The sequence below is a fragment of the Nostoc sp. genome (assembly GCF_036919575.1).
GTDB lineage: Bacteria > Cyanobacteriota > Cyanobacteriia > Cyanobacteriales > Nostocaceae > Nostoc.
Genome location: NZ_JBALBY010000010.1, coordinates 103795 through 130131, shown reverse-complemented (window position 1 = coordinate 130131; position 26337 = coordinate 103795). Strand labels below are relative to the sequence as shown.

The 26337-nt window shown below is 42.2% G+C and carries 25 protein-coding genes; 13 read left to right on the top strand and 12 right to left on the bottom strand.

Features of this window, described 5'->3' with window-relative positions; genetic code table 11:
- Positions 1 to 27: 27 nt before the first annotated feature.
- Positions 28 to 1005, bottom strand: a complete 978-nt coding sequence (locus V7K27_RS03645; protein ID WP_334944406.1) for an NAD-dependent epimerase/dehydratase family protein — start codon at positions 1003 to 1005, stop codon at positions 28 to 30.
- A gap of 337 nt (positions 1006 to 1342) precedes the next feature.
- Positions 1343 to 2404, bottom strand: a complete 1062-nt coding sequence (gene hemE, locus V7K27_RS03640) for a uroporphyrinogen decarboxylase (RefSeq protein WP_334944404.1) — start codon at positions 2402 to 2404, stop codon at positions 1343 to 1345.
- A 443-nt stretch (positions 2405 to 2847) separates the two neighbouring features.
- Between hemE and V7K27_RS03635 the strand changes: the two genes are divergently transcribed.
- Positions 2848 to 3573, top strand: coding sequence for a hypothetical protein (locus V7K27_RS03635; RefSeq protein ID WP_334944402.1), 726 nt, complete (start codon positions 2848 to 2850; stop codon positions 3571 to 3573).
- Between the two features lie 15 nt (positions 3574 to 3588).
- Here V7K27_RS03635 and V7K27_RS03630 read toward each other — a convergent pair whose 3' ends face one another.
- The 4 genes from V7K27_RS03630 to V7K27_RS03615 form a co-directional block, all read right to left on the bottom strand.
- Positions 3589 to 4491, bottom strand: coding sequence for a S66 peptidase family protein (locus tag V7K27_RS03630; protein WP_334944400.1), 903 nt, complete (start codon positions 4489 to 4491; stop codon positions 3589 to 3591).
- Entirely contained in the window at positions 4488 to 5816 is a 1329-nt protein-coding gene (locus V7K27_RS03625; protein ID WP_334944398.1) for an ABC transporter substrate-binding protein, read from the bottom strand. The genes V7K27_RS03630 and V7K27_RS03625 overlap by 4 nt, the downstream gene beginning before the upstream one ends.
- Positions 5817 to 5824: 8 nt before the next feature.
- Complete coding sequence (locus V7K27_RS03620) at positions 5825 to 7288, bottom strand: class I SAM-dependent methyltransferase (RefSeq protein ID WP_334944396.1); 1464 nt, start codon at positions 7286 to 7288, stop codon at positions 5825 to 5827.
- 89 nt (positions 7289 to 7377) lie between these two features.
- Positions 7378 to 8361, bottom strand: coding sequence for a glycosyltransferase (locus V7K27_RS03615; protein WP_334944394.1), 984 nt, complete (start codon positions 8359 to 8361; stop codon positions 7378 to 7380).
- 131 nt (positions 8362 to 8492) lie between these two features.
- On the opposite strand from V7K27_RS03615, the gene V7K27_RS03610 reads away from it, so the two are divergent.
- The gene (locus V7K27_RS03610; RefSeq protein WP_334944392.1) at positions 8493 to 9560 is read left to right on the top strand and encodes a glycosyltransferase family 4 protein; all 1068 of its coding nucleotides are present in this window, start codon (positions 8493 to 8495) and stop codon (positions 9558 to 9560) included.
- A 57-nt stretch (positions 9561 to 9617) separates the two neighbouring features.
- Entirely contained in the window at positions 9618 to 10328 is a 711-nt protein-coding gene (locus V7K27_RS03605) for a class I SAM-dependent methyltransferase (protein WP_334944391.1), read from the top strand.
- Positions 10329 to 10899: 571 nt separating this feature from the next.
- On the opposite strand, the gene V7K27_RS03600 is transcribed toward V7K27_RS03605, so the two are convergent.
- Positions 10900 to 11124, bottom strand: coding sequence for a type II toxin-antitoxin system HicB family antitoxin (locus V7K27_RS03600; protein ID WP_334944389.1), 225 nt, complete (start codon positions 11122 to 11124; stop codon positions 10900 to 10902).
- Positions 11121 to 11642 (bottom strand): CDP-diacylglycerol--glycerol-3-phosphate 3-phosphatidyltransferase, encoded by a 522-nt coding sequence (gene pgsA, locus V7K27_RS03595; RefSeq protein ID WP_334944387.1) that lies wholly within the window; start codon positions 11640 to 11642, stop codon positions 11121 to 11123. Before pgsA ends, V7K27_RS03600 begins: the two co-directional genes overlap by 4 nt.
- A gap of 137 nt (positions 11643 to 11779) precedes the next feature.
- Here pgsA and V7K27_RS03590 point away from each other — a divergent pair, with 137 nt between their 5' ends.
- The 9 genes from V7K27_RS03590 (at position 11780) to V7K27_RS03550 (ending at position 19300) form a co-directional block, all read left to right on the top strand.
- The gene (locus V7K27_RS03590; RefSeq protein WP_334944385.1) at positions 11780 to 13201 is read left to right on the top strand and encodes an aspartate ammonia-lyase; all 1422 of its coding nucleotides are present in this window, start codon (positions 11780 to 11782) and stop codon (positions 13199 to 13201) included.
- A gap of 128 nt (positions 13202 to 13329) precedes the next feature.
- Entirely contained in the window at positions 13330 to 14301 is a 972-nt protein-coding gene (locus V7K27_RS03585; RefSeq protein ID WP_334944680.1) for a DUF362 domain-containing protein, read from the top strand.
- 1573 nt (positions 14302 to 15874) lie between these two features.
- Entirely contained in the window at positions 15875 to 16063 is a 189-nt protein-coding gene (locus V7K27_RS03580) for a hypothetical protein (RefSeq protein ID WP_334944383.1), read from the top strand.
- A 255-nt stretch (positions 16064 to 16318) separates the two neighbouring features.
- A complete protein-coding gene (locus tag V7K27_RS03575) occupies positions 16319 to 16564 on the top strand; it encodes a hypothetical protein (RefSeq protein WP_334944381.1) in 246 nt (81 codons plus the stop codon).
- Positions 16565 to 16735: 171 nt separating this feature from the next.
- The gene (locus V7K27_RS03570) at positions 16736 to 17248 is read left to right on the top strand and encodes an inorganic diphosphatase (protein WP_334944379.1); all 513 of its coding nucleotides are present in this window, start codon (positions 16736 to 16738) and stop codon (positions 17246 to 17248) included.
- A gap of 197 nt (positions 17249 to 17445) precedes the next feature.
- Positions 17446 to 17829 carry an aspartate 1-decarboxylase gene (gene panD / locus V7K27_RS03565; protein ID WP_334944377.1) on the top strand — a complete coding sequence of 128 codons (384 nt, stop codon included), beginning with the start codon at positions 17446 to 17448 and terminating at the stop codon, positions 17827 to 17829.
- Between the two features lie 11 nt (positions 17830 to 17840).
- Positions 17841 to 18743: an MBL fold metallo-hydrolase gene (locus tag V7K27_RS03560; protein ID WP_334944375.1), complete on the top strand. Its 903-nt coding sequence runs from the start codon at positions 17841 to 17843 to the stop codon at positions 18741 to 18743.
- A 48-nt stretch (positions 18744 to 18791) separates the two neighbouring features.
- Positions 18792 to 19019 carry a hypothetical protein gene (locus V7K27_RS03555; RefSeq protein ID WP_334944374.1) on the top strand — a complete coding sequence of 76 codons (228 nt, stop codon included), beginning with the start codon at positions 18792 to 18794 and terminating at the stop codon, positions 19017 to 19019.
- Positions 19016 to 19300 (top strand): type II toxin-antitoxin system RelE/ParE family toxin, encoded by a 285-nt coding sequence (locus V7K27_RS03550; protein WP_334944372.1) that lies wholly within the window; start codon positions 19016 to 19018, stop codon positions 19298 to 19300. The genes V7K27_RS03555 and V7K27_RS03550 overlap by 4 nt, the downstream gene beginning before the upstream one ends.
- A gap of 68 nt (positions 19301 to 19368) precedes the next feature.
- On the opposite strand, the gene V7K27_RS03545 is transcribed toward V7K27_RS03550, so the two are convergent.
- The 4 genes from V7K27_RS03545 to lepA form a co-directional block, all read right to left on the bottom strand.
- Positions 19369 to 20364, bottom strand: coding sequence for a WD40 repeat domain-containing protein (locus V7K27_RS03545; RefSeq protein ID WP_334944370.1), 996 nt, complete (start codon positions 20362 to 20364; stop codon positions 19369 to 19371).
- A gap of 218 nt (positions 20365 to 20582) precedes the next feature.
- Positions 20583 to 21809, bottom strand: a complete 1227-nt coding sequence (locus V7K27_RS03540) for an HhoA/HhoB/HtrA family serine endopeptidase (RefSeq protein ID WP_334944678.1) — start codon at positions 21807 to 21809, stop codon at positions 20583 to 20585.
- Positions 21810 to 21889: 80 nt separating this feature from the next.
- Positions 21890 to 23212, bottom strand: coding sequence for a D-alanyl-D-alanine carboxypeptidase (locus V7K27_RS03535; RefSeq protein WP_334944368.1), 1323 nt, complete (start codon positions 23210 to 23212; stop codon positions 21890 to 21892).
- 453 nt (positions 23213 to 23665) lie between these two features.
- Positions 23666 to 25477, bottom strand: a complete 1812-nt coding sequence (gene lepA, locus V7K27_RS03530) for a translation elongation factor 4 (RefSeq protein ID WP_334944366.1) — start codon at positions 25475 to 25477, stop codon at positions 23666 to 23668.
- A gap of 619 nt (positions 25478 to 26096) precedes the next feature.
- On the opposite strand from lepA, the gene V7K27_RS03525 reads away from it, so the two are divergent.
- Positions 26097 to 26333, top strand: a complete 237-nt coding sequence (locus tag V7K27_RS03525) for a hypothetical protein (protein ID WP_334944363.1) — start codon at positions 26097 to 26099, stop codon at positions 26331 to 26333.
- The last annotated feature ends 4 nt before the right edge of the window (positions 26334 to 26337 follow it).

The window sequence follows — 26337 nt, the reverse complement described above, 5'->3', positions numbered from 1 at the left end:
AAGTTTTTCCAGTTATACTCGAAGGGGCTACGATAATTCTTGCAGTTTGTCAGAGCTAACCTCAACGCCACTAATTTTTAAAACATCACTCATGGTTACACAATAATTTGGCAAGCCGAAACTATCAGGATTGATGAATTTTTCATAAGTGAAATGCCGATAGTTCATACAAAACCTATCCCAAGCAGCCATCTGAATGCGGAACAGAATAATAATCAAATTAGCCAATGCTAAAGATATGGGAATGCGAAAGTAAATTTTTTTTCTCAAATAAGCGCTAACTTCTTCTATTGCTTGATTAGCTGTTAACTGTGCTTGACCTAAAACCAACCGACGTGGTTGATCATTTTCGGGAGGATGATCAATTAAATATCGCACTACAGTAGCAATGTCTCGTGCGTGGATAAAGTGAAAACTGCCGTCTACTTCCAAAAAGCGAATCAAATTAATATATTTCGTAACTTCTGGAATGCCAGATGTGAGGTGAGAATAGGGTTTATTGGCATCACCGCCCACTACTAAAGTCGGAAATAGTGTGGTAATTTTGGGTGCGATCGCTAATTTTTCTTTTTTCTGTAAGCACTCATATTTAGAACGGATGTAATCTGTACCAATTTCCCCGGCTTCTTTTAATGGTTGATTGTAACGATCCAAAACGCTAGCTGTCGAAAAATAAATCACCTGCTGGCAACGTTCTGGATCTAGCAGTTCGAGCAACTCTATAGTCTTGACGACATTAATATCAAATGTCTGATCACCACCCCAAGCTGTGGCTGTGAGTACCGCCGTATCAATTGTGGATAGCAAATCGGCAAATTGCTGAATATTTTGCATATCACCTTGCAAAACGTTGATGCCTGAACGTGCCTTGGTATCAACTTGCAGTTTACTTGGGTTCCTAACTAGTAGATACAGTTCGTGATCTGTTTCTTTAATTAAGGCTTCTGTTAAATAATGACCTATACAACCACTTGCACCAGTCACTAAAATCCGTTTCTGGCTCATAGTAAGATTTTAATAAGTTAGGAGTTAGGAGTTAGGAGTTAAGAATTAAGTTAAAAGTTCCCAATCAGGAGTTATTAATAAAGTTAGGAGTTAGGAGTTAGGAGTTAAGAATGAAAAAAAATAACTTTGCACCTCGCAACTGATAACTTTATAGTTTATATAGCCATTTTCAATCATGTGAGGTACAGGTATGCAATATAGACCTAACCCCCTAACCCCCAACTCGTCGCGGGAAGGGGGAACAATTCAAAGCCTCTCTCCTTTTTGGAGAGAGGTCAAAATTGTACCTCACGCTTGTCGAGAACCGCTATAACTCCTAACTCATAACTCCTCACTCTCAAGCCTTAACTCCTGCAAGATTAAGTTCCTTTGCGGTTTCAAAGAAGAAAGCAACATTTTCTTCGGGAGTTTCTGGGAGGACACCGTGACCGAGATTGAGAATGTGACCCCAATTGCCAGCTTTGCGAACGGTATCGAGAATGCGATCGCGGATAAACTGTTTAGAGCCGAATAGTACGCCTGGGTCAAGATTTCCCTGAACTTTTACTTGTTTACCTAATCTTGCTCGTGCGTCTGCCATATCCACTGCCCAGTCTACACTGACAATATCAGCGCCAGATTGTGCCATTCTTTCCAACACACCCGCACTACCGCTAACTAGCAAAATCAAAGGTGTATCGGGGTGGGTTTGCTTGACTTGCTGGAAAACTCTCTGCTGATAGGGGAGAGCAAAGGTGTCATAATCTTGAGGACTCAATTGACCCGCCCAAGAATCGAACATTTGCACAACTTGAGCGCCAGAGTCAATTTGATAGCGGGCATAGATAGCGATCGCATCTGCTAATTTAGCTAACAGTTGATGCAATATCGTCGGGTCGGAAAATGCCATGTTTTTGATGATGGAATAGGTTTTAGAGCCTTTTCCTTCAACTGCATAAGCTGCTAACGTCCACGGCGCACCCACAAAGCCCAACACCGTTGATTTATCGCCTACTTCCGAGCGCAGCGCTTGTAAAATGGTTTTGATAAATGGTAGGGCTGCTTCTGGTTCTAAGGGACGCAGACGATCAATTTGTTCTTGAGTGCGGAGGGGCGAGTGAATGATTGGCCCTTTACCTTCGGCGATGTCCATGTCAATGCCCAAACCAGGTAATGGGGTGACAATATCAGAAAATAAAATTACTCCATCTGGTTGGAAAGCTCTCCACGGTTGCAAGGAAACTTCAATTGCTACATCTGGAATTTCCGAGCGATCGCGAAACGAAGGATACTGATCTCTTAAGTCTCGATATGCTTTCATATATCGTCCCGCTTGTCGCATCATCCATACAGGGGGACGATCTACTACTTCACCACGAGCAGCCCGTAAGAGATGAGGAGTCGTTGAGGAAACACCCATTTATTACTTCACCCTAAGTCACAATTTTTATGCCACTGTTTAGCTTATCATTCTGGGATTACGCTTTTTCAGCAGGTTTGGAGTAAAAGGGGAGTGGGGAGTGGGGAGTAGGGAGTAGGGAGTGGGAAATAGGATAAAACAAGAATCAATATTGAACTGAGGATTGGGCAATTCAATTTTGGATTTTAGATTTTACGCGGTGTGCAACTTTCTCTCTAACCTAACCCCCAGCCCCTTCCCTACGAGGGAAGGGGAGCAAGACTTAAAGCCTCTCCCCGCTTCGGGGAGAGGAATGGAAGTGGGGTTTTAAGAATAAGTTGCACATCGCGCGATTTTGGATTTTAGATTGAAATTTAATCCAAAATCCAAAATCTAAAATCTAAAATTCTCACTCTCCCTCATCCCCCACTCCCCACTCCCCACTCCCCACTCCCCTAACTCCTATGCAAACTGACTCTAACAGTCCCGATCATGTTGCATCTGCTAATAACGAGCCTAACTCAGGAAAGTTTTTGATTCCGCGATCGCAGCGACAGAGGTTCTTTATTCAGTTTACCTTAATGACCCTGAGCGGATGGGTTGTGGGTGGCGTTGCCAGTATCGCCTTAGAGAAAATTATTCTCCAGAGTTTCTCACCTAGCGTTGCTATCCAACCACAAACATGGAGCATTTTGGTTAGAAGTCTCAGTAACGTTGTATTTGCCGTGATTTTCGCTGCCGACCAGAGCCTAATCCTTTACCGATATTTACCGGGTTGGCAGTGGATATTTGCTACTAGCGTCGGTTGGCTAATTGCCAACGGTGTTTCTACAGCCTGGATTAACTACATTTCAACCATTGCCTCATCATCTCTTGAAGATACTTTGATTTTGGGATTTCTATCTGCGATCGCATATATAATTTCTGGAATTTGGCTGGGGATTTGCCAATGGCTGGTATTGAGGCGATATACAGCAGGTATTTGGTGGTGGAATTTTTTACCCTCAATTTCTTTCTTATTAATTAGTATTTTGGTTTGGTTGCTTTTCGTTCTACAAAACTTGATTCCAGAAGCCAACCGTAATTTTATATTGTATTGGAGTGGACAATTATTTACAGCAATAATTCTAGGAATTATACCAGCAATTGGCTTATGTACTTTGAAAAAAAATTTACATCGCCCTATATAAATTACGAATTACGAATTACGAATTACGAATTATTAAGATTCCTTCGTCGGCATCTAAAGTTACTTCTACACCCACTGGTAAGGCTGCATTCGGGCTATCATGACCAAAAGGTAGATGAGAGACAACAGGAATCCCCAAATCGCCTAAGCGATCGCGCAGAACTTCTTCCACACTAAAACTAGAAACATTTGGCGGGGCTTGACACCGAGTAAAACCCCCCAAAGCAATCCCCCGAAGTTTTGATAAAGAACCACTTAAACGCCACTGTGTTAGCATTCTGTCAATGCGGTAGGGTGGTTCTGTGACATCCTCAAGTGCCAAAATCACACCATCGAAATTTGGTTGCATTGGTGTATTTAAAAGATGAGTTGCTACTGTGAGATTTCCTGGTAGCAAAATGCCAGTAGCAATCCCGCCACCCCAACCATAACCTTTGAGAGGTTCGAGAGGTCGCCCTTCTAGCCAATTGAACAATCGCTCGATTGACCAATCTGGCTCATCGGCGAGAGTTGTCATCACTGGACCATGAACGCTGGAAATCCCGACGTTATAAAGGCTCCACAAAAGGGCGGTGATGTCAGAAAAGCCAATCAACCACTTGGGAAGTTCTGAGTTTTGTTGCCAATGCCAATTTTCTAAGATGCGGGTGCTACCAAAACCACCTCTAGCGCAGAGGATACCGCGACAATCTGGATCTTGCCATGCTGCTGCTAGCTGGTTACGGCGTTCTTCATCTCTGCCGGCTAAATATCCCCATTTGTCATCTATCTTTGGGCTGATTTCTACTTGATAGCCGTGCGATCGCCAAATTTCTAAACTCCGTTCAAACGGCTCAAATTCTCGTAAAGCCCCACTGGGCGCAATAACTCGTAGCAAGTCACCAGGTTTTAGAGGTGCTGGCAGAATTTTAGATTTCATCTAGATTGCAGGGAATCCCAAATTGAATCGAGGTTTGCTTGGGCTTGTTTGAGTGCTGTTTTTGGAGACGCGCCTAACATGGTGGCTTCGATGGCTCTACCTAAACTGTCAGACAAACGACTATAGCCAGGAATGATTGGCCGAGAACCTGCTACAGGCATTTGGTCAATAAAGACTTTCAAGACAGGTTTTTGCTTGAGAAATCCTTGATAAGCCTGACTTTGGGCAGATTTGAGGTTAACTGGTAAAAAACCTGTCCCCATACTCCATTCTGTTTGGAATTTTTCACTCAAGACATACTCTAAAAATTTGAGTGCAGCTTGCTCTCTTGCTGGTGTGGTCTTCATCAAATACATATTTCCAGTGGCTGTCACCGTCGTCGGCTTAAGATTTGCAGGTATAGGGAATACGTTAAAGTCAACATTGGACTTCATTATATAAGTCCAAGGGCCTGTGATCTGCATAGCAACGCGACCTGCTATAAAAGCGTCTTCTTCATAACCTCGCTCTGGGGAAGAAAGAGTTGCTGAACCATCTTTTAATAGGTCTTGCCAAAATTGTAAGGCTGCGATCGCACCTGCATTCATCAAATTTGGACGGTTATTGGTAACAATCTCTCCGCCAGCGCTCAATAAAAAGGGGAACCAACTAAAGACAGTCCATTCTCCCTTTCCAAAAGGCAGTAACATTCCGTACTGTTCAGGTCGATTATCGCCATTCCGGTCTATGGTTAATTTTTTGGCAACTTCCCTCAACTCTTCCCAAGTCTGAGGAATTTGCGTAATTCCCGCAGCTTGGAAAAGTTTAGGTCGGTAAAAAATGCCTAGATTGGCCGTGTAAAGTGGAATTGACCAAAGATGACCGTCTAATTTTAATTCCTCCCATAAGTTGGGGCTAATTTCCGACTTCAAAGGCAATTTGTCCAGCCATTCTTCTAAAGGTCGAATTGCCCCTAATTCCATAAACTGACCGGTCAATTGAGGATCGAATGACAGAATATCTGGAGGCGCATTGCCCACAACTGCTGTTAATATTTTTGGCAATTGGGGTTGACCGATGAAGATAGATTCCACCTGAACATCAGTATGAGTCTGATTAAATTTATCTACTAGTTTGTTAAACACATCCCGATTACTAGGGGGATTGATTGATTGCCATAAACTCAGATGAATTACTCCGTCATTCTTCTGGACTGTCCCCTGACAACCATATAAGAATATAAAAAATATACTCAGAATAATTCCCATCAGCAAAAGCCGCCAAGCAGAATTGGTCAACTGGCGCGAAAAATTCGGAATTTGGGATTGGAAAAGAGTAACTTTCATACCAATTTTTAGATTTGTTGGGCATCTATCACTTCACCCTTCTTAAACCACACCGCCGTGTAGTCAATTCGATAAAGGTTAAATTGCTCCCCTCTCAAACTTTCAAAATCATGTAAAGCTTTCTTGCAACCGTCCCAATGACCGTAGTCATCTACCTGAATCAGACCATTAGGAACAACGCTGTCATAAAGGGTATTGAAAATATCCATTGTTGATTCATACCAGTCTCCATCAGCGTGTAGCAAGGCAATACTACCTATCTCTGACTTATATTGAGGCAATGTTTGAGCAAATAAACCCTTAACAGGTACAACAATATCTTTGACCTTTAACAGTTGACAAACTGACTCTATATTTTCTGTAATTGGAGCTTTTAAAGCGCCAACTCCAAACCCTGTTAGATTTGCGGGTATTCCGTTGTATATATCAACTCCAGTTGGTTCGGGCATTCCTTCAAAAGTATCACAGGCATAAAGTAGACGTGGGCGAAGGCTGTAGCGCTTGATTACGAATGCTAAAAGCGCTGCTGCCCCCCCTTTATAACTTCCACATTCAACAAAGTTTCCGGGAATATCTTCTATACAAATTTTCCTTGCTAAAGAATAGAGTGAAAATAAACGTATTTCACCCAACAAAGTGTAGTGACGAATAGTGGTAATAATTTCTATAAATTCATTGACTAAATCAGTCGATAATTCACTTACAGAATAGTTTTCTAAATGGTCTGGTAGACTCCAATTAACTTTGGGATCAGGCTGATGTAGGACTGGCTCAATATTCCCGCGCCAAGCAACCCCCATAATTTGCATGGTTTGATAAATCATTGTGTTCCACCCTTTTTGCTTTAAGTAATCCAAACCTTGGGCAACATCAGGAACATTCAAATTATGAAATAAAATTAAAGCATCTGACTCTGCAAATTGCTCGCAAATAATTGCATCATTCAGCGAACTCGGAGCTTCATGAGAGCCGTCAATGAAAATTAACGACCACTTGCGTTCCGATTTATTTGCTAATTCTTCTACTTTTTCTGGGCTATAATCGACTACTAAATTAACCAAGTCACGAACACCAGCACATTGCAGCGAATTATTTACACTTTCATAAATATCTTCTCTGCCTAATAGAGGATCAATTACATCTAATTCTACTCCTGCCAATGCGATATGACATGCAGACCAACCATACCAGCAACCAATTGCTAAAGCTTTTTTACCTCTAAACTTCAGGGCATTATTATAAAGAATATGAGCTTCATCTCGACTGAGGAAGCCAATATTTCTTTGTTTCTTATCTACATACCAGTTATGGGGAATTTCGCGCCTGAGTTCAGGCCAACTGGAAGCGCTGATATCTTCTACAATCATGTTGGGAAAACATTTGTCTGGCTTAATAATTTCAAACCCAACTGAAACATAATCTCCATCTGCTAACGATGCTCTTTCAATAAATTCTATCGTTTCTTTATTCATTATCTGCTTCCTTAAATATCCTAATGTTTGCTCTAACACCTAGCTGCTAAATCCATACCTGTTGCTGTCATCCGGTTTTAGCAAAATTATTAATTTATGACCTGCTGATAGTCAAAGTTAGTAAAATCGTCAATAATCTGAATATAGTTTTTGATGATCTGACTAAAATCAAAATTCTCACTGACATATTCTACAATTTGCCGGCGAAGAAATTTATTTTTTTCAATCAATTCAATAATTGTGTCACAAACAATTTTTTGATTCTCGGCAGTAGCATTGGTTAATATATCATCTGGCAAAACTCTAATAAAGTCTTTGGAGTGTAAGTTAGCACTAGCAGATTCCGAAACAACGATAGATAAACCTGCCGCCATCGCTTCTAGGACTACGAGCGGTGCAACTTCTCCATCACTAATTAAAACCAAACAACTATAATTTGTGATATGAGAATAAACTTGTTTTAAACTCCATACGCCTAAATATTTTGTTGTTGTTCCTTCGACAAAACCAGGATCATCTAAAGGTCCAACAAAATCTATAGCGACTTTTCCATCTATTATTTCTGCCAATAATTTCTGCTGTTTTCTTGGTTGAATCCAACCTAAACAAATAGCTTTATTATTTCCTTGGTCTTTGAAATCGAGTTTTTTAGTATCAATACCGTTAACTTGCACTGACATATATCCAGAATAGCCTGCATTCAGAAAAATATCTTTTGTTGCATGAGAAAGGGCAATTATCCCAGGTGCATTTAAGTAATCTTGAAATCCTTCTTGAAAATCTTTATCCCATTTATCTTCTTTTGATAAATAACCATAATGACAGGTAAAACAATACTTCTTTTCCAGCCTTTTATTGAATTCACTAACAAATTGACAGGTGTGCAAATGGACAAAATCATAATTTTTATGATTGATTTTATCTAGGAGTTTATTAACATCTTTATAGTTAAAAATATCTACTTCATGTCCAACTTTTTCTAAAAAGTATTTATACTCTTGCATCAGAGTTAAAATAGAATTTGATAAAGGAGCAGCAGGAATATAACCTCCAGCAACTAACGCCATTTTCATGCAAAAATCTCTCTTGATTATAAATTGTTGCTCCACTATACTACATTTAGTGTCAATGTTTACGACTTATAATAAGTGAAATAGCTAAACATTCATTTTCTAATCTTTATGAAAATAAATTACCGATGAAAATGTACCATAAATTATTATTTATGTCTACCCCAATGGGTGCGTTAGGTTCAGGATTGGGAGGCGGAGTAGAGTTAACCCTATGTAATATTGCTACAGAGATGCTGCGGCGAGGACATCAATTAGAAATTGTTGCACCGCAGGGTTCTGTCAGTAATTCATTACCTCTTACAGAAATTCCCGGAGAACTAATACAAATACCAGCGCAAAATCAGAGTCGTAGCGATCCAATTTGTCTGCATAAAAATTCTGTTTTAGCGAATATGTGGAATTATGCTCGCCAAGTGCAAGCAGATTATGATTTGATTGTTAATTTTGCTTATGATTGGTTGCCATTGTATTTAACACCATTTTTTAAATGTCCGATCGCACATCTGATCAGTATGGGTTCTTTGACAGATGCAATGGATGAAATTATTGAACAAGTAGCAATCAATTTTCCGAATACTATCGGTGTTCACAGTCAAACACAGGCAGCAACTTTCACCTTTGCAGAACGGTGTATTTGTCTGCTAAATGGTTTGGATTTATCTATTTATCAATTTTGTCCCAAACCAACTCAGAGCTTGGCGTGGGTAGGTAGGATAGCTCCTGAAAAAGGACTAGAAGACGCAGTAGCAGCAGCAGAAATAACTGGCATTACACTGAAAATATTCGGATTAAAACAGGATGTATCTTACTGGGAAAAGATTTGTCAAGAATACCCTGATGCTGCCATAGAATATGTCGGATTTTTACCAACGGTTGAGCTACAAAAAGAGTTAGGGCAATGTCGAGCAGTTTTAGTAACTCCTCGTTGGATAGAAGCATTTGGAAATGTCGCAATAGAGGCGCTTGCTTGTGGAGTGCCTTTAATTGCCTATCGTCGGGGTGGTTTAACAGAAATTGTCCAAGAAGGCAAAACTGGTTTTTTGGTGGAACCAGATAGTATCCAAGGTTTAGTAGAAGCAATTAAGCATTTGGATGAAATTGATCGCCAAGCTTGTCGCCAGCAAGCAGAAACTTTATACTCTTTAGAAGCTATGGGCGATCGCACCCAAGAGTGGTTTCAAAAAATTCTGAGAAACTGATATAGTACTAATCTCGTTTAACTTAGATATTATCGCTATAACCAATAGGAGTTACCAATGCAGCCATCAAACGTTGAAATTAATCAAGAATTCTGGAACAATTACGCCAAAAAATGGGATAAATCTCAAGTTGTTCTAGGTAATCAAGAAATTACAGATGATGAAAGAGATAATTACGTCAATTATTTAGGTGATGAATGGGCGACTGTCGAAGATGCAGTCAATATTGTGAGTGAATATATTACACCATTTATTTATCAAGATAGCACGGTGGCAGAAATAGGTGTTGGTGGTGGTAGAATTGCCGCAAAAGTAGTTGAAAAGGTAAAAAAATTATACTGTTTCGACATAGCAGAAGAGATGCTAAACAAGGCTGAAGCAGCGCTTAGGCAATATCCTCAGATAGAGTTTCATTTAATAAAGAATTGTCAATTTGAACCTGAGTTTAATGAAAAATTTGATTTTGTCTATTCCTTCGATGTATTTGTACATTTAGATTTACTAACAATTTGGAAATACTTAAACGGTATTTATAAAACTCTCAAAGAAGGTGGGAGAGCTTTTATTCATACAACTAATATAACTACACCGAATGGTTGGACAAGATTTGCTGCATACGATAATGACGAAGTATTGTATCAACCCACTTCACCAGAAGCAATTAAGTGGTTAATAGAAAAGGCGCAAATGAAAGTGATTAAAGAGTCAAGTCCGAATGGAAAAAACTTTTATTCGGATCGGGATTATTTAGTTGTAATGCAGAAGTAATTTAAATTCTGCTGTATATCTTGCGCCAGCTTTTCAGCCCGCCAAGAAATAAAACAGGAGTCAGAATTCAGAATTCAGAATTCAGAATTCAGAATTCAGAATACTCTACCCATAAAGGGATAGAGTTTTAAGGCGAGAACATTTTAATTTTTTTCGCCCACCCTTCGGCCACGCTCAGGGCATCGCCAGGGGCGAGGTTTTGACCAATATTCATCACCCACTCGTACAGAATTCATTCTGAATTCTGACTCCTGAGTTCTGAATTCTTCTTATAAATTTCTCTTTCTTATAACTCAAGTCAGATTTCTCTGACTTGAACAGTATTTGAGTCAGTTTTAACTGACTTGTGCTATTAGCTAGAGAATTAATTCTCTGGCGGTAAATGGGTTAGGTGCAAGATATCAGAAGTTAGGGATAAGAACTATAATAACTCCCATAGAATTTTGTTTAATAATTTTTCAAAGCGATCGCCACAGTGGTTTTATTTTAGGTTCACTTTGTATCTACCTGTGTATTTTCCTGAATTGGATTTTGCGGTATCAGGTAAATTGCTCCAGATATTAAGGTAGGATTACATAAACTGAAAAGAAACATTTGCAGTTAAAGGCTCTGGTAGTGGTTTTCCTTGTGCTTGGTAATCTTCAATCAAAAGTTCCAGCACTTCCTCACCATTATTGAGAGCATCCGCGTAGGTATTTCCATGAGTGTGTGCATAGGGGCCAAACTCAGGTAGGCTGACAATGTACTTTTTATCTTCCATCGACCACTGAATTACAATACTATATTCTCGTTTCATTCCTGTTCAGTGCTAGCTTTTTGCGGCAAAAGATAAATACCCCCAGAGATTAAAGTCAGGGCGACAGAAACCCAAAAGGCAATCAGAGAGGGAATTTGCCACACTTCCGGTAGAGGTGCAATCAGAAGCGCGATCGCAACTATTTGACTAACAGTTTTGAGTTTACCCCAAATATTCGCCCCGGTAATTGTCGTTTGATTTACTCGCCAACCTGCGATCGCTAATTCCCGCGCTAAAATCAAAAACACTCCCCAAGCTGGCACTTTTCCTAATTCAATAAAAACCAGCAACGGCGCAAGTACCAACAATTTATCTACTAAAGGATCAAGAAATTTACCCAAGTCAGTAATTTGGTTGAGTTTCCGCGCCAAATAGCCATCTAACCAATCAGTCAAGGCCGCAATCAGAAAAATCGTTAAACATATCCACTTAGCTTGAGGTGTGGGATTATATAAACCGTAAAGCAGAAATGGTATCCCTAATAAGCGAGAGAAAGTAATCCAGTTGGGTATGCTCATAGGGAATTCAAAAATCAAAGTTAACAAGTGTAAAGCAACAAGCAGCCAAGCAAATATGCAAAATATATGCAGATTAGTGTATTTGAGTGTGCCTGCGTGGGAAAATCTGTTTTCTGTAGCTCTCTTAAAATAATACTATGACTGAACAAACAGACTCCCAATTCCGTATCGAACGCGATTCGATGGGCGATCGCCAAATTGCTAGTAGCTTTTATTACGGCATTCAAACGCTGCGGGCAATCGAAAACTTCCCCATTAGCGGCATAAAGCCCTTAGCTACTTACGTAGATGCTTGTTTGATAATTAAAAAAGCTACAGCAATTGTGAATGGTGAACTGAATTGCATTCCCGAAGATATTAGTCAGGCGATTGTGCAAGCAACTGATGAAATCTTGGCTGGGAAGTTCCGCGATCAATTTGTCGTGGATGTTTATCAGGCGGGTGCTGGAACATCCCACCACATGAACGTCAACGAAGTTCTAGCAAATCGCGCCTTAGAAATTCTTGGTGAAGAAAAGGGGAATTACAAACGTGTTAGTCCTAACGATCACGTTAATTATGGGCAGTCTACCAATGATGTGATTCCTACGGCAATCCGCATTGGTGGATTATTGGCATTATCCAAGATATTACACCCAGCACTAGATAGTGCGATCGCATCCTTAGAAAACAAAGCTGTAGAATTTCAAGATATCGTCAAATCTGGCAGAACCCACTTACAAGACGCTGTACCAGTGCGTTTGGGTGAAAATTTTCGGGCTTGGGCGCAAATCCTTACAGAACATCAAAACCGGATTTACACCGCATCTGGAGATTTGATGGTGTTGGGCTTGGGAGGTAGTGCAGCCGGAACAGGTTTAAATACTCATCCTCTGTATCGCGCCCGTGTGGTAGAAGTTCTCTCAGAATTGATTGAAACTCCCCTAGAACCTGCGCCCCATCTCATGGCAGCCATGCAAAGTATGGCACCATTTGTAAATGTCTCCGGTGCTTTACGCAACTTAGCGCAGGATTTAGTCAAAATATCTCATGATTTGCGACTGATGGATTCGGGGCCAAAAACTGGCTTAAAAGAAATTCAACTCCCGCCAGTGCAACCCGGTTCCTCAATTATGCCAGGGAAATATAACCCAGTCATGGCAGAGATGACATCAATGGTGTGTTTTCAGGTGATGGGTTACGACAGTGCGATCGCATTAGCCGCACAAGCCGGGCAGTTAGAATTAAATGTGATGATGCCACTGATTGCCTATAACCTAATTCACAGTATCGAAATTCTCGGCAATACCATCGCCGCACTCACCGAACGCTGCATCCAGAAAATTACTGCTAACCAGGAACGTTGTTTAGCTTATGCCGAAGGCAGTTTAGCTTTAGTAACCGCACTAAATACCCACATCGGTTATTTAAATGCTGCTGCTGTCGCCAAAGAATCTTTAGAAACTGGCAAATCCTTGCGCCAAATTGTTTTAGAACGAGGATTGATGAGTGAAGCAGACTTAGCCACAGTCTTAAATCTAGAACAGATGAGTAGTATCTTACCGCTCAAGACAGAATAATAGGTTATGGGGCATTGAGAAGAATTTATTCACTATTCTTTACTCCCTCATCCCCCCATCTCCCCCATCTCCCTCATCCTCCTCATCCCCCACTCCCCACTCCCCACTCCCCACTCCCCTATCTATCCATGCAGACTCAAAAACCATCCGTCAGTTTAATTCGGGCTACATCTTACGAACGAGAAGCGTTACGAGAATCCTTAGTCATTCTCCTGGAACCTTTTGGAGGGATGGCAGCATTTGTGAAAAAAGGCGATCGCGTTTTACTCAAACCGAATCTACTTACAGGTACACGTCCTGGTAAAGAGTGTATCACCCGTGCCGAACTAGTTTACGAAGTTGCCCAAATGGTAATTGAGGTTGGCGGTAAGCCATTTTTAGGCGATAGTCCGGCTTTTGGCAGTGCCAAGGGCGTAGCAGTGGCAAATGGCTATCTGCCTATTTTAGAAGAACTCAATCTTCCCATCATCGATTTTCACGGTCAGCGTTACCAAACCGTTAGTGATAATTTTAACCATCTGCGGCTGTCTAAAGAAGCAATGGAAGCAGATGTAGTGATTAACTTACCTAAAGTGAAATCACATATGCAATTGACATTAACACTGGGCGTAAAAAACTTGTTTGGTTGCGTCCCTGGCAAAATGAAAGCTTGGTGGCACATGGAAGCCGGAAAAGACGCGAATAGATTTGGTGAAATGTTAGTAGAAACTGCCAGAGCAATTAACCCTAACTTAACCATATTAGATGGCATAATCGGTCATGAAGGTAATGGACCCAGCAACGGCGAACCTCGCCAACTTGGTATTTTAGCAGCCGCATCAGATATATTTGCTCTAGATCGGGCAATGATAGAAATCCTCAATGTTTCTCCTGAACAAGTGCCTACAGTTGCAGCTTCCCAAAGATTAGGAGTTTGTCCAGAACTTGCTGCCATAGAATTTCCGCATTTAAATCCTGACTTATTAAAAATAGAAGATTGGCGGCTACCAGACAAGTTGATGCCCATCGATTTTGGTATGCCTCGCGTAATTAAGTCTACGTTTAAGCATCTCTACACCCGATTTATTAAGGAACCAATGAGTGTTTATGGAAGGGAGTAAGAATTTTAGATTTTAGATTTTGCGTTCGCGTAGCGTGTCGGAGACATAAAGTTGCGTGCGGGGGTTCCCCCCGTTGAGCAAACTTTTCAAGACAGATTTTAGATTTTAGAATTAAAATTTAATCCAAAATCGTCAATCTAAAATCCAAAATTGAATTGCCCAATGCCGAATTTGCAAGTGCAAGCTTCGTTACAGCAATTTCATTTATTAGCAGAGTAATCTGTAATTACCCTCCGATTGCTTAACCAGACCGCCCTATTATAGTTAGTGGCGGTTTTTTTAGCCCCAACCCATCTCCTTAATAAAGCTACGGTGTACACACAAGTCGAATTACCCCCCTTAATCCCCCCTTACTAACGGGACTTAAACATTTTTTCGGGATAAACAAGCCTGAAACCCGTGCAGGGTAAGGGAAATACACCAAATGCTCAAAAACGGCTCAAACCCAGATATATCAATCAACCAAGTAAAACGATGTCAAAGTCTCTCTGTATATAGATTTGAGACTTTTTTATGGGTGTTTTTTGTCTAAGTCCCACTAAGGGGGGAAACCGGAAATCTAGTTCCCTCACGCCACATGCAACAAGAGTGGCTCGCCGCCCAACGCAGTGACTCCCCAATATATCGGGGAGGGTTAGGGTGGGGTAAAACCTTGGTTAATCAGCTATTTCAGACTTGTGTGTACACCGTAGTTAATAAGGAGAGGGGAGATAAAGCTGTGCTTTATCGGGGTAAGGTTAAGCTATACCTCATTCTTATTAGGAAACGCTATATACAATTTCTCGTATTGGATTTTTATTTATCCAAAAAGTTCTACGGATTTAGGATCTGGAAATTGGGATTGAGTCTTTTGTTCAGACACAAACGAAGTCTGGCGATAATCCGTTACTCGTCTGTACCACCTGACAAAGCATTTTTACTCTACCTATATATAGATTGACAAAATTGCTGTGATATTACATAGATTTGAAATTGAAATTCGGAAATATTTGTTTAGTGGTATCACTGAATCCATGCTGCATAACACAGTTGAGGTATCTGTATTTATTCGGTAGTTAGAGTGGTTACAAAAATCATTCCTACCAGTTTCTTCTTTGGTGTCAAATATTTTTGTGTATATCTACTATACAACAATCGAAAGCACCGATAGATATTCAGTGCTTTTGCGGTTTTGTGTTCTGTATCACAAATTAGCAATTTCAGTAAAATGACCTTATCAAAGGCGTTGCAGAATGATATAATCATAAAGTATCGGACAAATACATTTTGCTAATTAATCTTTAAGCAGCGAAAAATGTAATTTATAATGCTGTTAAAGTTGGCTTTGCGTATGCGAACCGTTACACCATACAGGGAAACATCTGAAAATATTAATCACAAAATAAAACATGATTTGTTGACTTGTAATTTGGTATTAAGAATTTCATGTATTAAAACGCTATCATGACAGTTGTAAAACTGGTTGAGCTTGTACAATGCTACACATTTTACAATTGAAAAATAGCTAAAATAGCATCAAGACTCTCACGGAGAGAGTAGACCTGCACAGTATTACGAATAACTTCAATTTTGTATGAATTCAAATAGCCAGTCTGCCAATTCTGCCGACACATATTCCCAACGTTTGGCAGACATTGTGGGAACTGCGATCGCTCTGTTAACTCTCACCCTACCCGTATTTGTCATCGCCCACTATTCTTCAACTAATGTTGAAAACAACCAGCAACCCCTGATCCAAAACCTACAAGGAAGTAAAGATTGATAAAGCTTCCCAGTAGCATTTCACCAGCAAGAGAGCTAGAAAAAAGGAGAAAACAGATTTTGAAGACAATCTCTGTAGATTTGTGTTTAGTTCTTCAGAAATAAGCTGAATCTGTATTGTGTGACTCCAGGTTTCAGTTGTATTGACAGAATAGGGGCAGAAATTCCTCCACCAGCAATCAAGGGCGGAGGATATCTCTAAATACCCTCTTGAAAAAAGCGTTGCGAAATTTCCTCGCAACGCTTTTTCCATTTTTTGGCTGATTCAAGGGAACTGGGGAGTGGTGGAGATGAGGAAGCAGGGGGAGATGAGGAAGCAGGGGGAGATGAGGGAGATGAGGGAGATGAGGAAGCAGGGGGAGATGAGGGAGATGAGGGAGATGAGGGAGATGAGGGAGATGAGGGAGATGAGGGAGATGAGGAAGCAGGGGGAGATGAGGGAGATGAGGGAGATGAGGAAGCAGGGGGAGTAAGAATTTTAGATTTTAGATTAAAGAATTGAAATTTAATCCAAAATCGTCAATCCAAAATCCAAAATTGAATTGCCCTGTTTGGCCAATGCTCCATACCGTGGAATGAATACCTTGGGAAGAGATCCATATTGCCCTAAAATTCTACACGGGGAGCGAAGTTGAGTTCCCTGATGATTCACTGTTAGCGGAGGAGTTTTTTTGTGGACTTATCTCGTATTCCTGCCCAACCGAAACCGGGTCTAATCAACGTTCTGATTGAAATTACAGGCGGAAGTAAAAATAAATACGAATACGACAAGCAACTAGAAGCTTTTGCTCTAGACCGAGTACTTTCTTCCTCGGTACAATATCCCTATGACTACGGCTTTATACCCAATACTTTGGCTGATGATGGCGATCCCCTAGATGGGATGGTGATCATTGACGAGCCGACATTTCCAGGCTGTGTGATTGCCGCACGACCAATTGGGTTTTTGGAGATGATTGACGGTGGCGATCGCGATGAGAAAATCCTTTGTGTTCCTGACAAAGATCCGCGCTACACTCAAGTAAAATCCCTGAAAGACATAGCGCCACACCGCTTAGATGAAATTGCCGAATTTTTCCGTAGTTATAAAAATTTGGAAAAAAAGGTGACTGAAATTCTCGGTTGGCAAGATGTGGACAAGGTTGCAGCTTTAGTAGAAAAATCCGTCAAAGCTTATAGAGGATAATAGAAGAGACGCGATTAATCGCGTCTGTACAGGAGTTTGGAGAGACGCGATTAATCGCGTCTGTACAGGAGTTTGGAGTTATAAGTTAAGAGTTATGAATTTTTATTCCTCACTCCTCACTTATCAATCCTCGCTCCTGACTCTAATAACTTTCGCTTGTTACGGATCGCAAAAACTGCCACTAATCCCAAACCAAAATGCAGCGTACTCTCCTTTTGGCAAAAATTCATAACTGCACCCTCACGGGGGCGAATATCAACTACGTGGGTAGTATCAGCATTGATGAAATCCTTTTGGAAAAAGCTGGTATCCTACCCTATGAGCAGGTGCAAGTAGTTAATAGTGCCAACGGTCAGCGCTTTATTACCTATGCGATCCCGGCTCCAGCCCATTCAGGAGTCATTGAATTAAATGGAGGTGCGGCACGTCTGGGCATTATTGGCGATCGCTTGATTATAATGACTTACGGGCAGTTCACTCCAGAAGAGTTAAAAAGTTACTCTCCTACGGTAGTCATTGTGGACGAAAAAAACAGCCTGTTGGAAGTGCGGCGCTACGATGACCTGCTCAGTAAGGTCTAATTTCAAGGAAAATGCCAAATTTTGAGTTGTCGGGTTCCCAAAGCTACATACCTGAAAAGTCAGCTACCATGCCAAGTAATCCAGCAAGTGAATTTCTCGTACAATTCTGGGGTGTACGGGGTTTGATTCCCACCCCAAGTAGCAACACCAATCGTTATGGTGGTAATACCGCTTGTGTAGAAATGCATGTAGCTGGAAAACGCTTGATTTTTGATGGCGGTACTGGTTTACGCATACTGGGTAAAACTTGGCAACAACTGCAACAGCCACTAGAAGCCCATTTATTTTTTACCAACTGCCAAGCAAATCGGATTCAAGGGTTTCCCTTTTTCGCTCCCGCATTTATTGGGGAAAATTGTTTTCACATTTACGGCACAGCTGCTTCAAATGGAGCCTCAATCAAACAATGTCTGTATGACCAGATGCTCCAACCACACTTTCCTTACCCTTTACAGGTAATGCAGTCGGAATTGCAGTTTTACAATTTGACTCCAGACAGTGAGGTAAAGCTAGATGATGTCACCATTACAACCGCATTAATCAATCAAACTCAGCGTTCAGTTGGCTACCGAGTTACTTGGCAAGAGTATAGTGTTGCTTATGTCACCGATTTGCACCAGAATGCAGATCAAGTGGAGCGAGAGCGGATTTTACAGTTTATTAAAGGCGTTGACTTGCTGATTGCCAATGCCACTTACACTCCCCCTACATCTCACAATCATGATTCTGCTGATTTACTCTGGCAAGCTGCGGTGAATGCAGCTCTGAATGCTGGTGTCCAACGGCTAGCCATTTCTCATCATCACCCAGATGACTATGATGATTTTCTTGACCGGGTTCAAGTCGATGTTAAATCTGCCTTTCCTCAAGCCATACTAGCCCATGAAGGTCTAGTTTTAACTGTTGGTAAGTGATTTAGACACGATCAAGTTTCTAAGAGCAGTTGATAGTCTAATTCGATCATGAGTACTCTAGAACAAGTGCTGAAAGACGCTTTGCAACTTTCCTCCGAGCAGCAACAAATGCTGATCAAGATTCTCCAAAACCGCCACCACGAAAATCGTCGTGCAGAAATAGCGGCGGATGCTCAACAAACCCTAGCTGATTTTCATACAGGTAAATTTCGGCATCAGTCAGCCCAAGATGTTATTTCAGCATTACGCCAGTCTTTAAACGAACCGGAGAAATGAGACTGCTAGTTTTGACCCCAAAATTCAAACGAGCATTCCGTAAGTTTGTGAAGCGAAATGCTGAACTCCAGCAACGCATTGAAGACACGCTTCAAGAAATGGAAGCAGACGTATTTGCCCCAGCCTTAGGCACCCACAAACTGAGTGGCAAACTCGACGGTCTTCAGTCCTGCTCTTGCGGCTATGATTGTCGTGTTGTCTTCTCCATTGAACTGGATACAGAAACGAATAGTGAAGCCATTGTTCTGCTCGACATCGGGACGCATGATGAAGTTTATTAACTGTGTCGTGATATGACTAAGCGGAACCAGCGAGCAGTATTCCTGGAGCGATCGCACCCTTTGATAACCTAACGATTACGGCAACTCTCATTACTATGCCAAACTTTGATACTGTCATTAAACGCATAGCTGACAATGGTTTTCCCATCTAGGCTAATTGTGAGATGGTCAATCCTAGACTTATGCCCATACAGTACACGAAGCTGCTGCCTATTCTCCAGATCCCAAACTTCAATTTCGTTAATATTGCCAACGGCAAGCAGTGAGCCATCAGGTGTCATAGCACTATGAGGCATACCCGAATCAGGTTCGCGCTGGCTGATGCCAAGTGTATAAAGGACTTCCGTGGTTTGTATATCCCAAATGGCAACGGTCGTTTCTTCACTAGGTTTGTCCCTTTGTGCCATACCAGCAATGATTTGACCATTTGGGCGAGTTGCAACTGCATCAAGCCAATGCCTGCAAACAGAATTGGAGGAATGGAGGGAAGAATTTGAAGGTAGGGCATTAAATGTCCTGAGAACTTGCCCATTTTGCAAATCCCAAACTTGAGTTAGGAGATCAAATGCTTGAGCTAGCAAAATACTACCATCTGGGCTGGGTAGTAAACAGCGAATTGGAAGATATGCATTTGCAAATAGCAAGGTGCGGAGTAATTGTCCCGTTGAGGATTGAATAACATTAATCTCAATCCTGGGATTCGTACCATAAGGAGCTTTGCAGGTGGCTAAAAATAATACTTTTCCATCAGGATTAAATGCTAAAGCACTGGAATCTCCTTGAAAACAGAAGAGTTCCTCTCCTGTCCAAAAATCATAGGTTCTGAGATTGCCATATCTATCATCACTGATGATGGTTTTCCAGTCTGGATTTACCAAAGTATTAAAGTGACCATACCGATCTCCTCCCAGTTCAAATGAATGGTTGCTATTCCCAGTCGTTAAATCCCAAACCTTGACAAGATTGTGAAAACAGCCTACCAGAAGAATTCCATCTGGGCTTAAGCTCAAGCTGTTTAAGTAATCTGAATGAGGTTCATCAAAGGTATGGAGACATGGAAACATAAACAGACTCTAGAAAAGAGTTCAGCGATAATAAATTTTTGAAATTACATATTTGGGTGGAAAAGAAGGTAGAATCGGGAAATCTACCTCATTGGGCTGCTGCTAGTAAACGAGGCAGCAGCCCTCACAGGGGGCATTCCCAGCCTCTGGCTGGGAACGAGAGAAAGTTTTTCTAGACTGTCTAATATGCTTGAGTTGACACCAATAACAGATGTGTGCTATGAAGCATTTTGCAACTCAGCTGTGCGTATTGAAAGCTGCTGTGTTTGATTACCCCGTTGCACTTTCACCTGTAATACTTGACCAAGACGACTGTCTTCTACAAAGTTCTGCAATTGTTCAGCAGTGGTAATAGCTTTACCATCAATTTGCAGAATTACATCCCCGCGCCGGATACCCGCAGATGCAGCTGGAGAATTGGGGACAACTCGCATGACAAAAACACCATTAATTTCTGGTATCTGAATCGGAGAGTTGGGATCGGTGTTATTTTCCTTAGCAAGATCGGGTGTCAAAGTTAGCATTTGCACTCCTAGATACGGGTGAGCAACTTTACCATCACGTTGCAGTTGCGCGGCGATCGCTTTGGCTTTATCGATGGGAATCGCAAACCCAATACCCATCGCATCAGGACGAATGGCTGTGTTAATGCCAATCACTTCACCTTGACCATTTAATAGTGGCCCGCCAGAGTTACCAGGATTAATTGCGGCGTCGGTTTGTATAAAATCCAAGCGTTTGTCACTAATGCCGACTTGGGCGCTAGAACGTTTGAGAGTACTGACAATTCCCAAGGTAACGGTGTTATCAAATCCTAAAGGATTACCAACTGCGATCGCCCAGTCTCCTACTTGGACATTACTGGAAGAACCCAAGGGCGCAACTGGCAAATCGTTACCAGCCTCAATCTTGACTACCGCCAAATCTGTGACTTCATCAATGCCTTTAACTTTTCCTTCAAAGGTGCGGCCATCTTTGAGTCGGACTGTTACTTTATCAGCCTTATCGACCACATGAGCATTAGTCAGAACTAACCCGCTCTTGTCAATAATGAAACCTGAGCCTAAACCGCGTAATTGCTGCTCAGAAGGTATCTGTTGGGAGAAACCGTCACCAAAAAACCGACGGAAAAAGGGGTCTTCCGAAAATGGATCAACGCGCCGAGTAATTGTCCGCTCAGTATCAATGCGGACAACTGCTGTGCCGACGCGATTCACTGCTGCTGTGACAAAGCTAGTGCTACCGATCGCAGCAGTGGTTGGTGATTGCCGTTGGACAGTTAGTTTGGAAGTATCAAAGGTATCAAAACCAGTTACTCCGGGTGCTGGTTCGGCTTGGGAGGGCAACACCTGCAATGTACTAACTATTAGCACAACTCCGAGCGCGATCGCTAAAACATGGGTAGTAAGTTGACGTAGAGATCGGTATATTTTGGGAAATCGCATAATCACAGCCAACATTCTTATAAGCCTAATTGTTGCTTAGTCGTGACAAATCTATATATAGTTATTTTTACCAAGATTAACTAACTTTTGAACAAGATTTCATTCCGACTGGTTGCGCCTAGCTGGGGTAAAGAGTTGATCGCTGAGTGGGGAGTGATGGCAGCAGGAACGGTTGGAGATACTTGTAATTGTTTGACAACACTTTGCAATAGTTGGTCTTGTCCAGTCCGCAAACCCCCGACATTTGTCCCCCGGTTGATAATAGCAAACCAAACCAAACCGCGATCGCGTGTGGGCATTACTCCCGCTAAAGCGCTCACATCCCGGAGGGTACCAGTTTTGATCACAGTCGCAAGGGGAATGTGTCTGGAGTGTAGTGTTCCCCGGTGATCAAATCCAGACATGAGGAACAAGTCAGCTAGATTTAGTTGATGGGTAGATGCCTCAACTTGAATAGCCATCAGCATGGCACAGATAGCCCTGGGGGAAATGCGATTTTGGGGGCCCAGTCCAGAACCATTGATTAACTGAATTTCCATTTGTGGCACCCTCGCAAGGCTGGCGGCGGTTGACTGCACCACACTTGCTCCCCCTACTGAGTCTGCCAGCATCTCTGCCATATCATTGTTACTGTAAACGTTCATTTCCTTAATTAGTTGCTTCAAGGGCAACGAACGATGACGCAGTAGCAAAGTTTCTTGAGCGTTGGGTTGCGCTTCAACTTTCACCGCACCCGCAATCACAACTTGAGGCTTGGGTGTTCCCTTGGGCATGATTGAGTAGCTGTAAATAGCGGGGCGGCCCCAAGTCGCCCGATTTAGTGTTTGCTTGAGCATTAGACCCGCTAGCATCGGCTGACGTTGGAAATTCATGGCAAAACTGCCATTAATGATCAAATTTCCCTTTACCTGCTTGATGCCCATTTTATTCAGAGTATTACCAAGAGCGATCGCTTCTTCCCAAACAAACAAAGGATCTCCACGGCCTGTAATCACCAAATCGCCCTGCACAACTCCATTTACCACTGGCCCAGTGACGCTGACCAAAGTATCAAATTGGTAATCTGGCCCCCAAGTTTTCAAAGCAACTAATGTCGTGGCAATTTTGGTTAAAGAGGCAGCAGGCAGAGGTGTTGTACCTTGGTGATTTGCCATCAGCATCGGCCCCGACTGCATCCAAATTCCCTGACTTTCAGCCAGATTTGGCGTCACCACTTTTGATGCGATCAGCTTTTTCAGATATTCCTGCACCGTAGTCGCCCCAGCTGGATTGGGATCAGGGGCAAGAACCAAACCAGGGCTACTTTGCCACGTCAAAGCATCTAAGGCATCTAGAGGCTTGATTTGTACTCCGGCCATTTCCAGCCAGAGCGACACCAAACCTGAACCCAATAATTCCAGCATATTTTATTCCTCTGTTAGGATTCTGATACGTTGTTTCCTGTGCTAATATACAAGCTTTTTTACGATAATCAGTATTGAGCCATAATAACTGCTGTTTTTCTGATCTGTAAGTAGGGTAATAAAAAACCTAACCCCCCAAACTAGGTTGGGGGGTTAGGTTTTTATAAGAAGAAGTCAGAATTCAGTATGAATTCTGTACAAGTGGCTGATAGCGCAGCATTAGCTCATCCTGGAACGTCTAAATATTGGTTAAAACCGTACTTCGTCCCGCTACGCGCTTTCCCCCCTAGTGGGCGAAACTAGAATTCAATATTCTTCCTGATTAAAACTCTATCCCTTTATAGGTAGAGTATTCACCAATTCTGAATTCTGAATTCTGAATTCTGACTCCTGATTCATGTTTTTTCAGGTTGAGATGTCGCCGCAAGCAGTCAATCGTCTCTAAGGATTAAATTAGCTTTGATCCAAGCGCAGTACTGCCATAAACGCTTCCTGGGGTACGTCCACAGTACCTACAGATTTCATCCGCTTTTTACCTTTTGCTTGCTTCTGTAATAGTTTCTTCTTCCGGCTGATGTCACCACCGTAGCACTTGGCTAGCACATCTTTCCGCAAGGCGGGAATGTGTTCACTGGCAATAACTTTACTGCCAATAGATGCTTGAATTGGCACCTTAAATTGATGGCGGGGAATTAGTTCCTTGAGTTTTTCTGCCATTGCCCGCCCGACGTTGTAAGCTTTATCTCGATGCACAATCATCGCCAAGGAATCCACAGGATCGCCGTTAATCATGATATCTAGCTTCACCAGAGGATTTTCACGGTAGCCAATGAGGTGATATTCCATGCTGGCATAACCGCGCGATCGCGACTTCATCTGATCAAAAAAGTCAGTCACAACTTCCGCCAAGGGTAACTCATAGGTAAGTGTGGTTCGTCCTTGGGCGAGATATTTCATATCCTTAAAGATGCCACGGCGATTTTGTGACAACTCCATCAAGCTACCCACATAGGTTTCCGGCGTAATCATCTCTACTTGGACGTAGGGTTCTTCAATTCTTTCGCGATCGTTGGGAGAAGGTAAACGGCTGGGATTATCAATGTACAGTTCCTCTCCTTTCAGGGTAATTACCTTATAAACCACCGAGGGGGCTGTAATGATTAAATCTAGGTTATACTCTCGCTCTAGACGTTCCTGGACAATTTCCATGTGCAGCAAACCCAAGAACCCGCAACGGAAACCAAACCCCATCGCGCTCGAAGTTTCTGGTTCGTAGTGCAGCGCTGCATCGTTGAGTTCGAGCTTTTCCAGGGCTTCCCGCAAATCTTCAAATTGGTCAGCATCAATGGGGAACATCCCACAATAAACCATTGGCTTCGCTTCTGCGTAGCCTGGTAAGGCTGACTCTGCTTTCGCCTTACTTAGGGTTATTGTATCTCCCACCCGTGCATCGGCTACAGCTCTAATTGCCGCTCCCAAATAGCCTACTTCCCCAGCGTGCAGTTCTTCAACTTGCTTTTGAGTCGGGGAAAGGACACCTAACTCATCAATTTCAAATTCTTTACCGGATGCCATTAAATGGATGCGATCGCCTTTTCTCACGGTGCCATCCATCACCCGGAAATACACAATTACTCCCCGGTAACTGTCGTAATAGCTATCAAAAATTAACGCTCGTAAGCGTTCATTTATCGTATTGGGCGGTGGCGGTATCCGCTCGACAACTGCTTCTAAAATCTCAGCAATACCAATTCCTTCTTTCGCAGAGGCCAGAATCGCCCCACTGCAATCTAGACCGATAATTTCTTCAATTTCGCCAATTACCCGTTCTGGTTCAGCCCCAGGCAAATCGATTTTATTCAAAACCGGGATAATTTCCAGATTACTCTCTAACGCTAAATATACATTTGCCAAAGTTTGCGCCTCCACACCTTGGGACGCATCCACTACCAACAATGCTCCTTCACAAGCAACAAGAGAGCGGGAGACTTCATAAGAGAAATCCACATGTCCCGGAGTATCAATTAGGTTCAGCACATACTGCTGACCATCCTTAGCCGTGTAGTTCATCCGGGCAGCTTGCAGCTTAATTGTAATGCCGCGCTCCCGTTCCAGATCCATATTGTCGAGAAACTGTTCCTTCATCTGTCGGTCTGCAACAGTGCCAGTAGCTTGCAGCAAGCGATCGGCGAGGGTTGATTTCCCGTGGTCGATGTGAGCAATAATACAAAAATTGCGAATGCGAACTGCGGGAACGTCAGTCATATACTATCTTTGCCTTAGCAGCAACCAAAGTTAAAAGAGCAATTTACTTAATGTATTTTAATGCTTTCTTAGCCAAGACGCTCCTAGCTTTTAGTGAGGAGTGGGGAGTGGGGAGTTAGGAGTTAGGAGTTAGGAGTTAGAAGTAGAGACGCGATTAATCGCGTCTGTAACAGGAGTTATTATTTCCCCACAATGCCCCATGCCCAATGCCCAATGCCCAATGCCCAATGCCCAATGCCCCTCTTCACCCCATCTTTAACTTTCGATCTAAATAGGTGGCCTTTTAAGAATATTATAAAAGTCTATTTGTCGCTGCTAGTATTCAACAGCTAGGAGCGTACAATGAATGTAAATAAGTACATGTAGGGATCATGTCGGGATCATGGGCAATTGCGACTCGTAATTACCCATAATCGCTGATTTATCGAGAAAACTTCTAGAGCCATTGTTTAGTCAGTTCTATGAAAAATGCGATTTGAAACTTAAGGCTGTTACTTTAGTGCTATTTCGGGGAACTATGTAATTGTGCCCTTGAAGGTTTTTCAGTGAATTAGCCCAAGTGATCAATATAACTACTTCACAAAGCTTTAGACAAAACCAATTCAGAGTATATAAACCTATGAATATGCAAGAGAAAACTACCGAAGCGGAAAACACACGAGCCGAAAAGGTAGAAATTGCTGTCCGCCTAGACTCCAAGTTACTAGAGCAAATTCAGCATCTCACCAATGACCCAAGTAAAGTGATTGAGGTGGCGATTCGCCAGTGGTTGCGGGGTGAAATCCTCAGAGATGATGAACTGACGCGCACCCCTGTGCGTACCCCCGTTCCTCCTCGCGGTGAATGGAACGATTAACGTC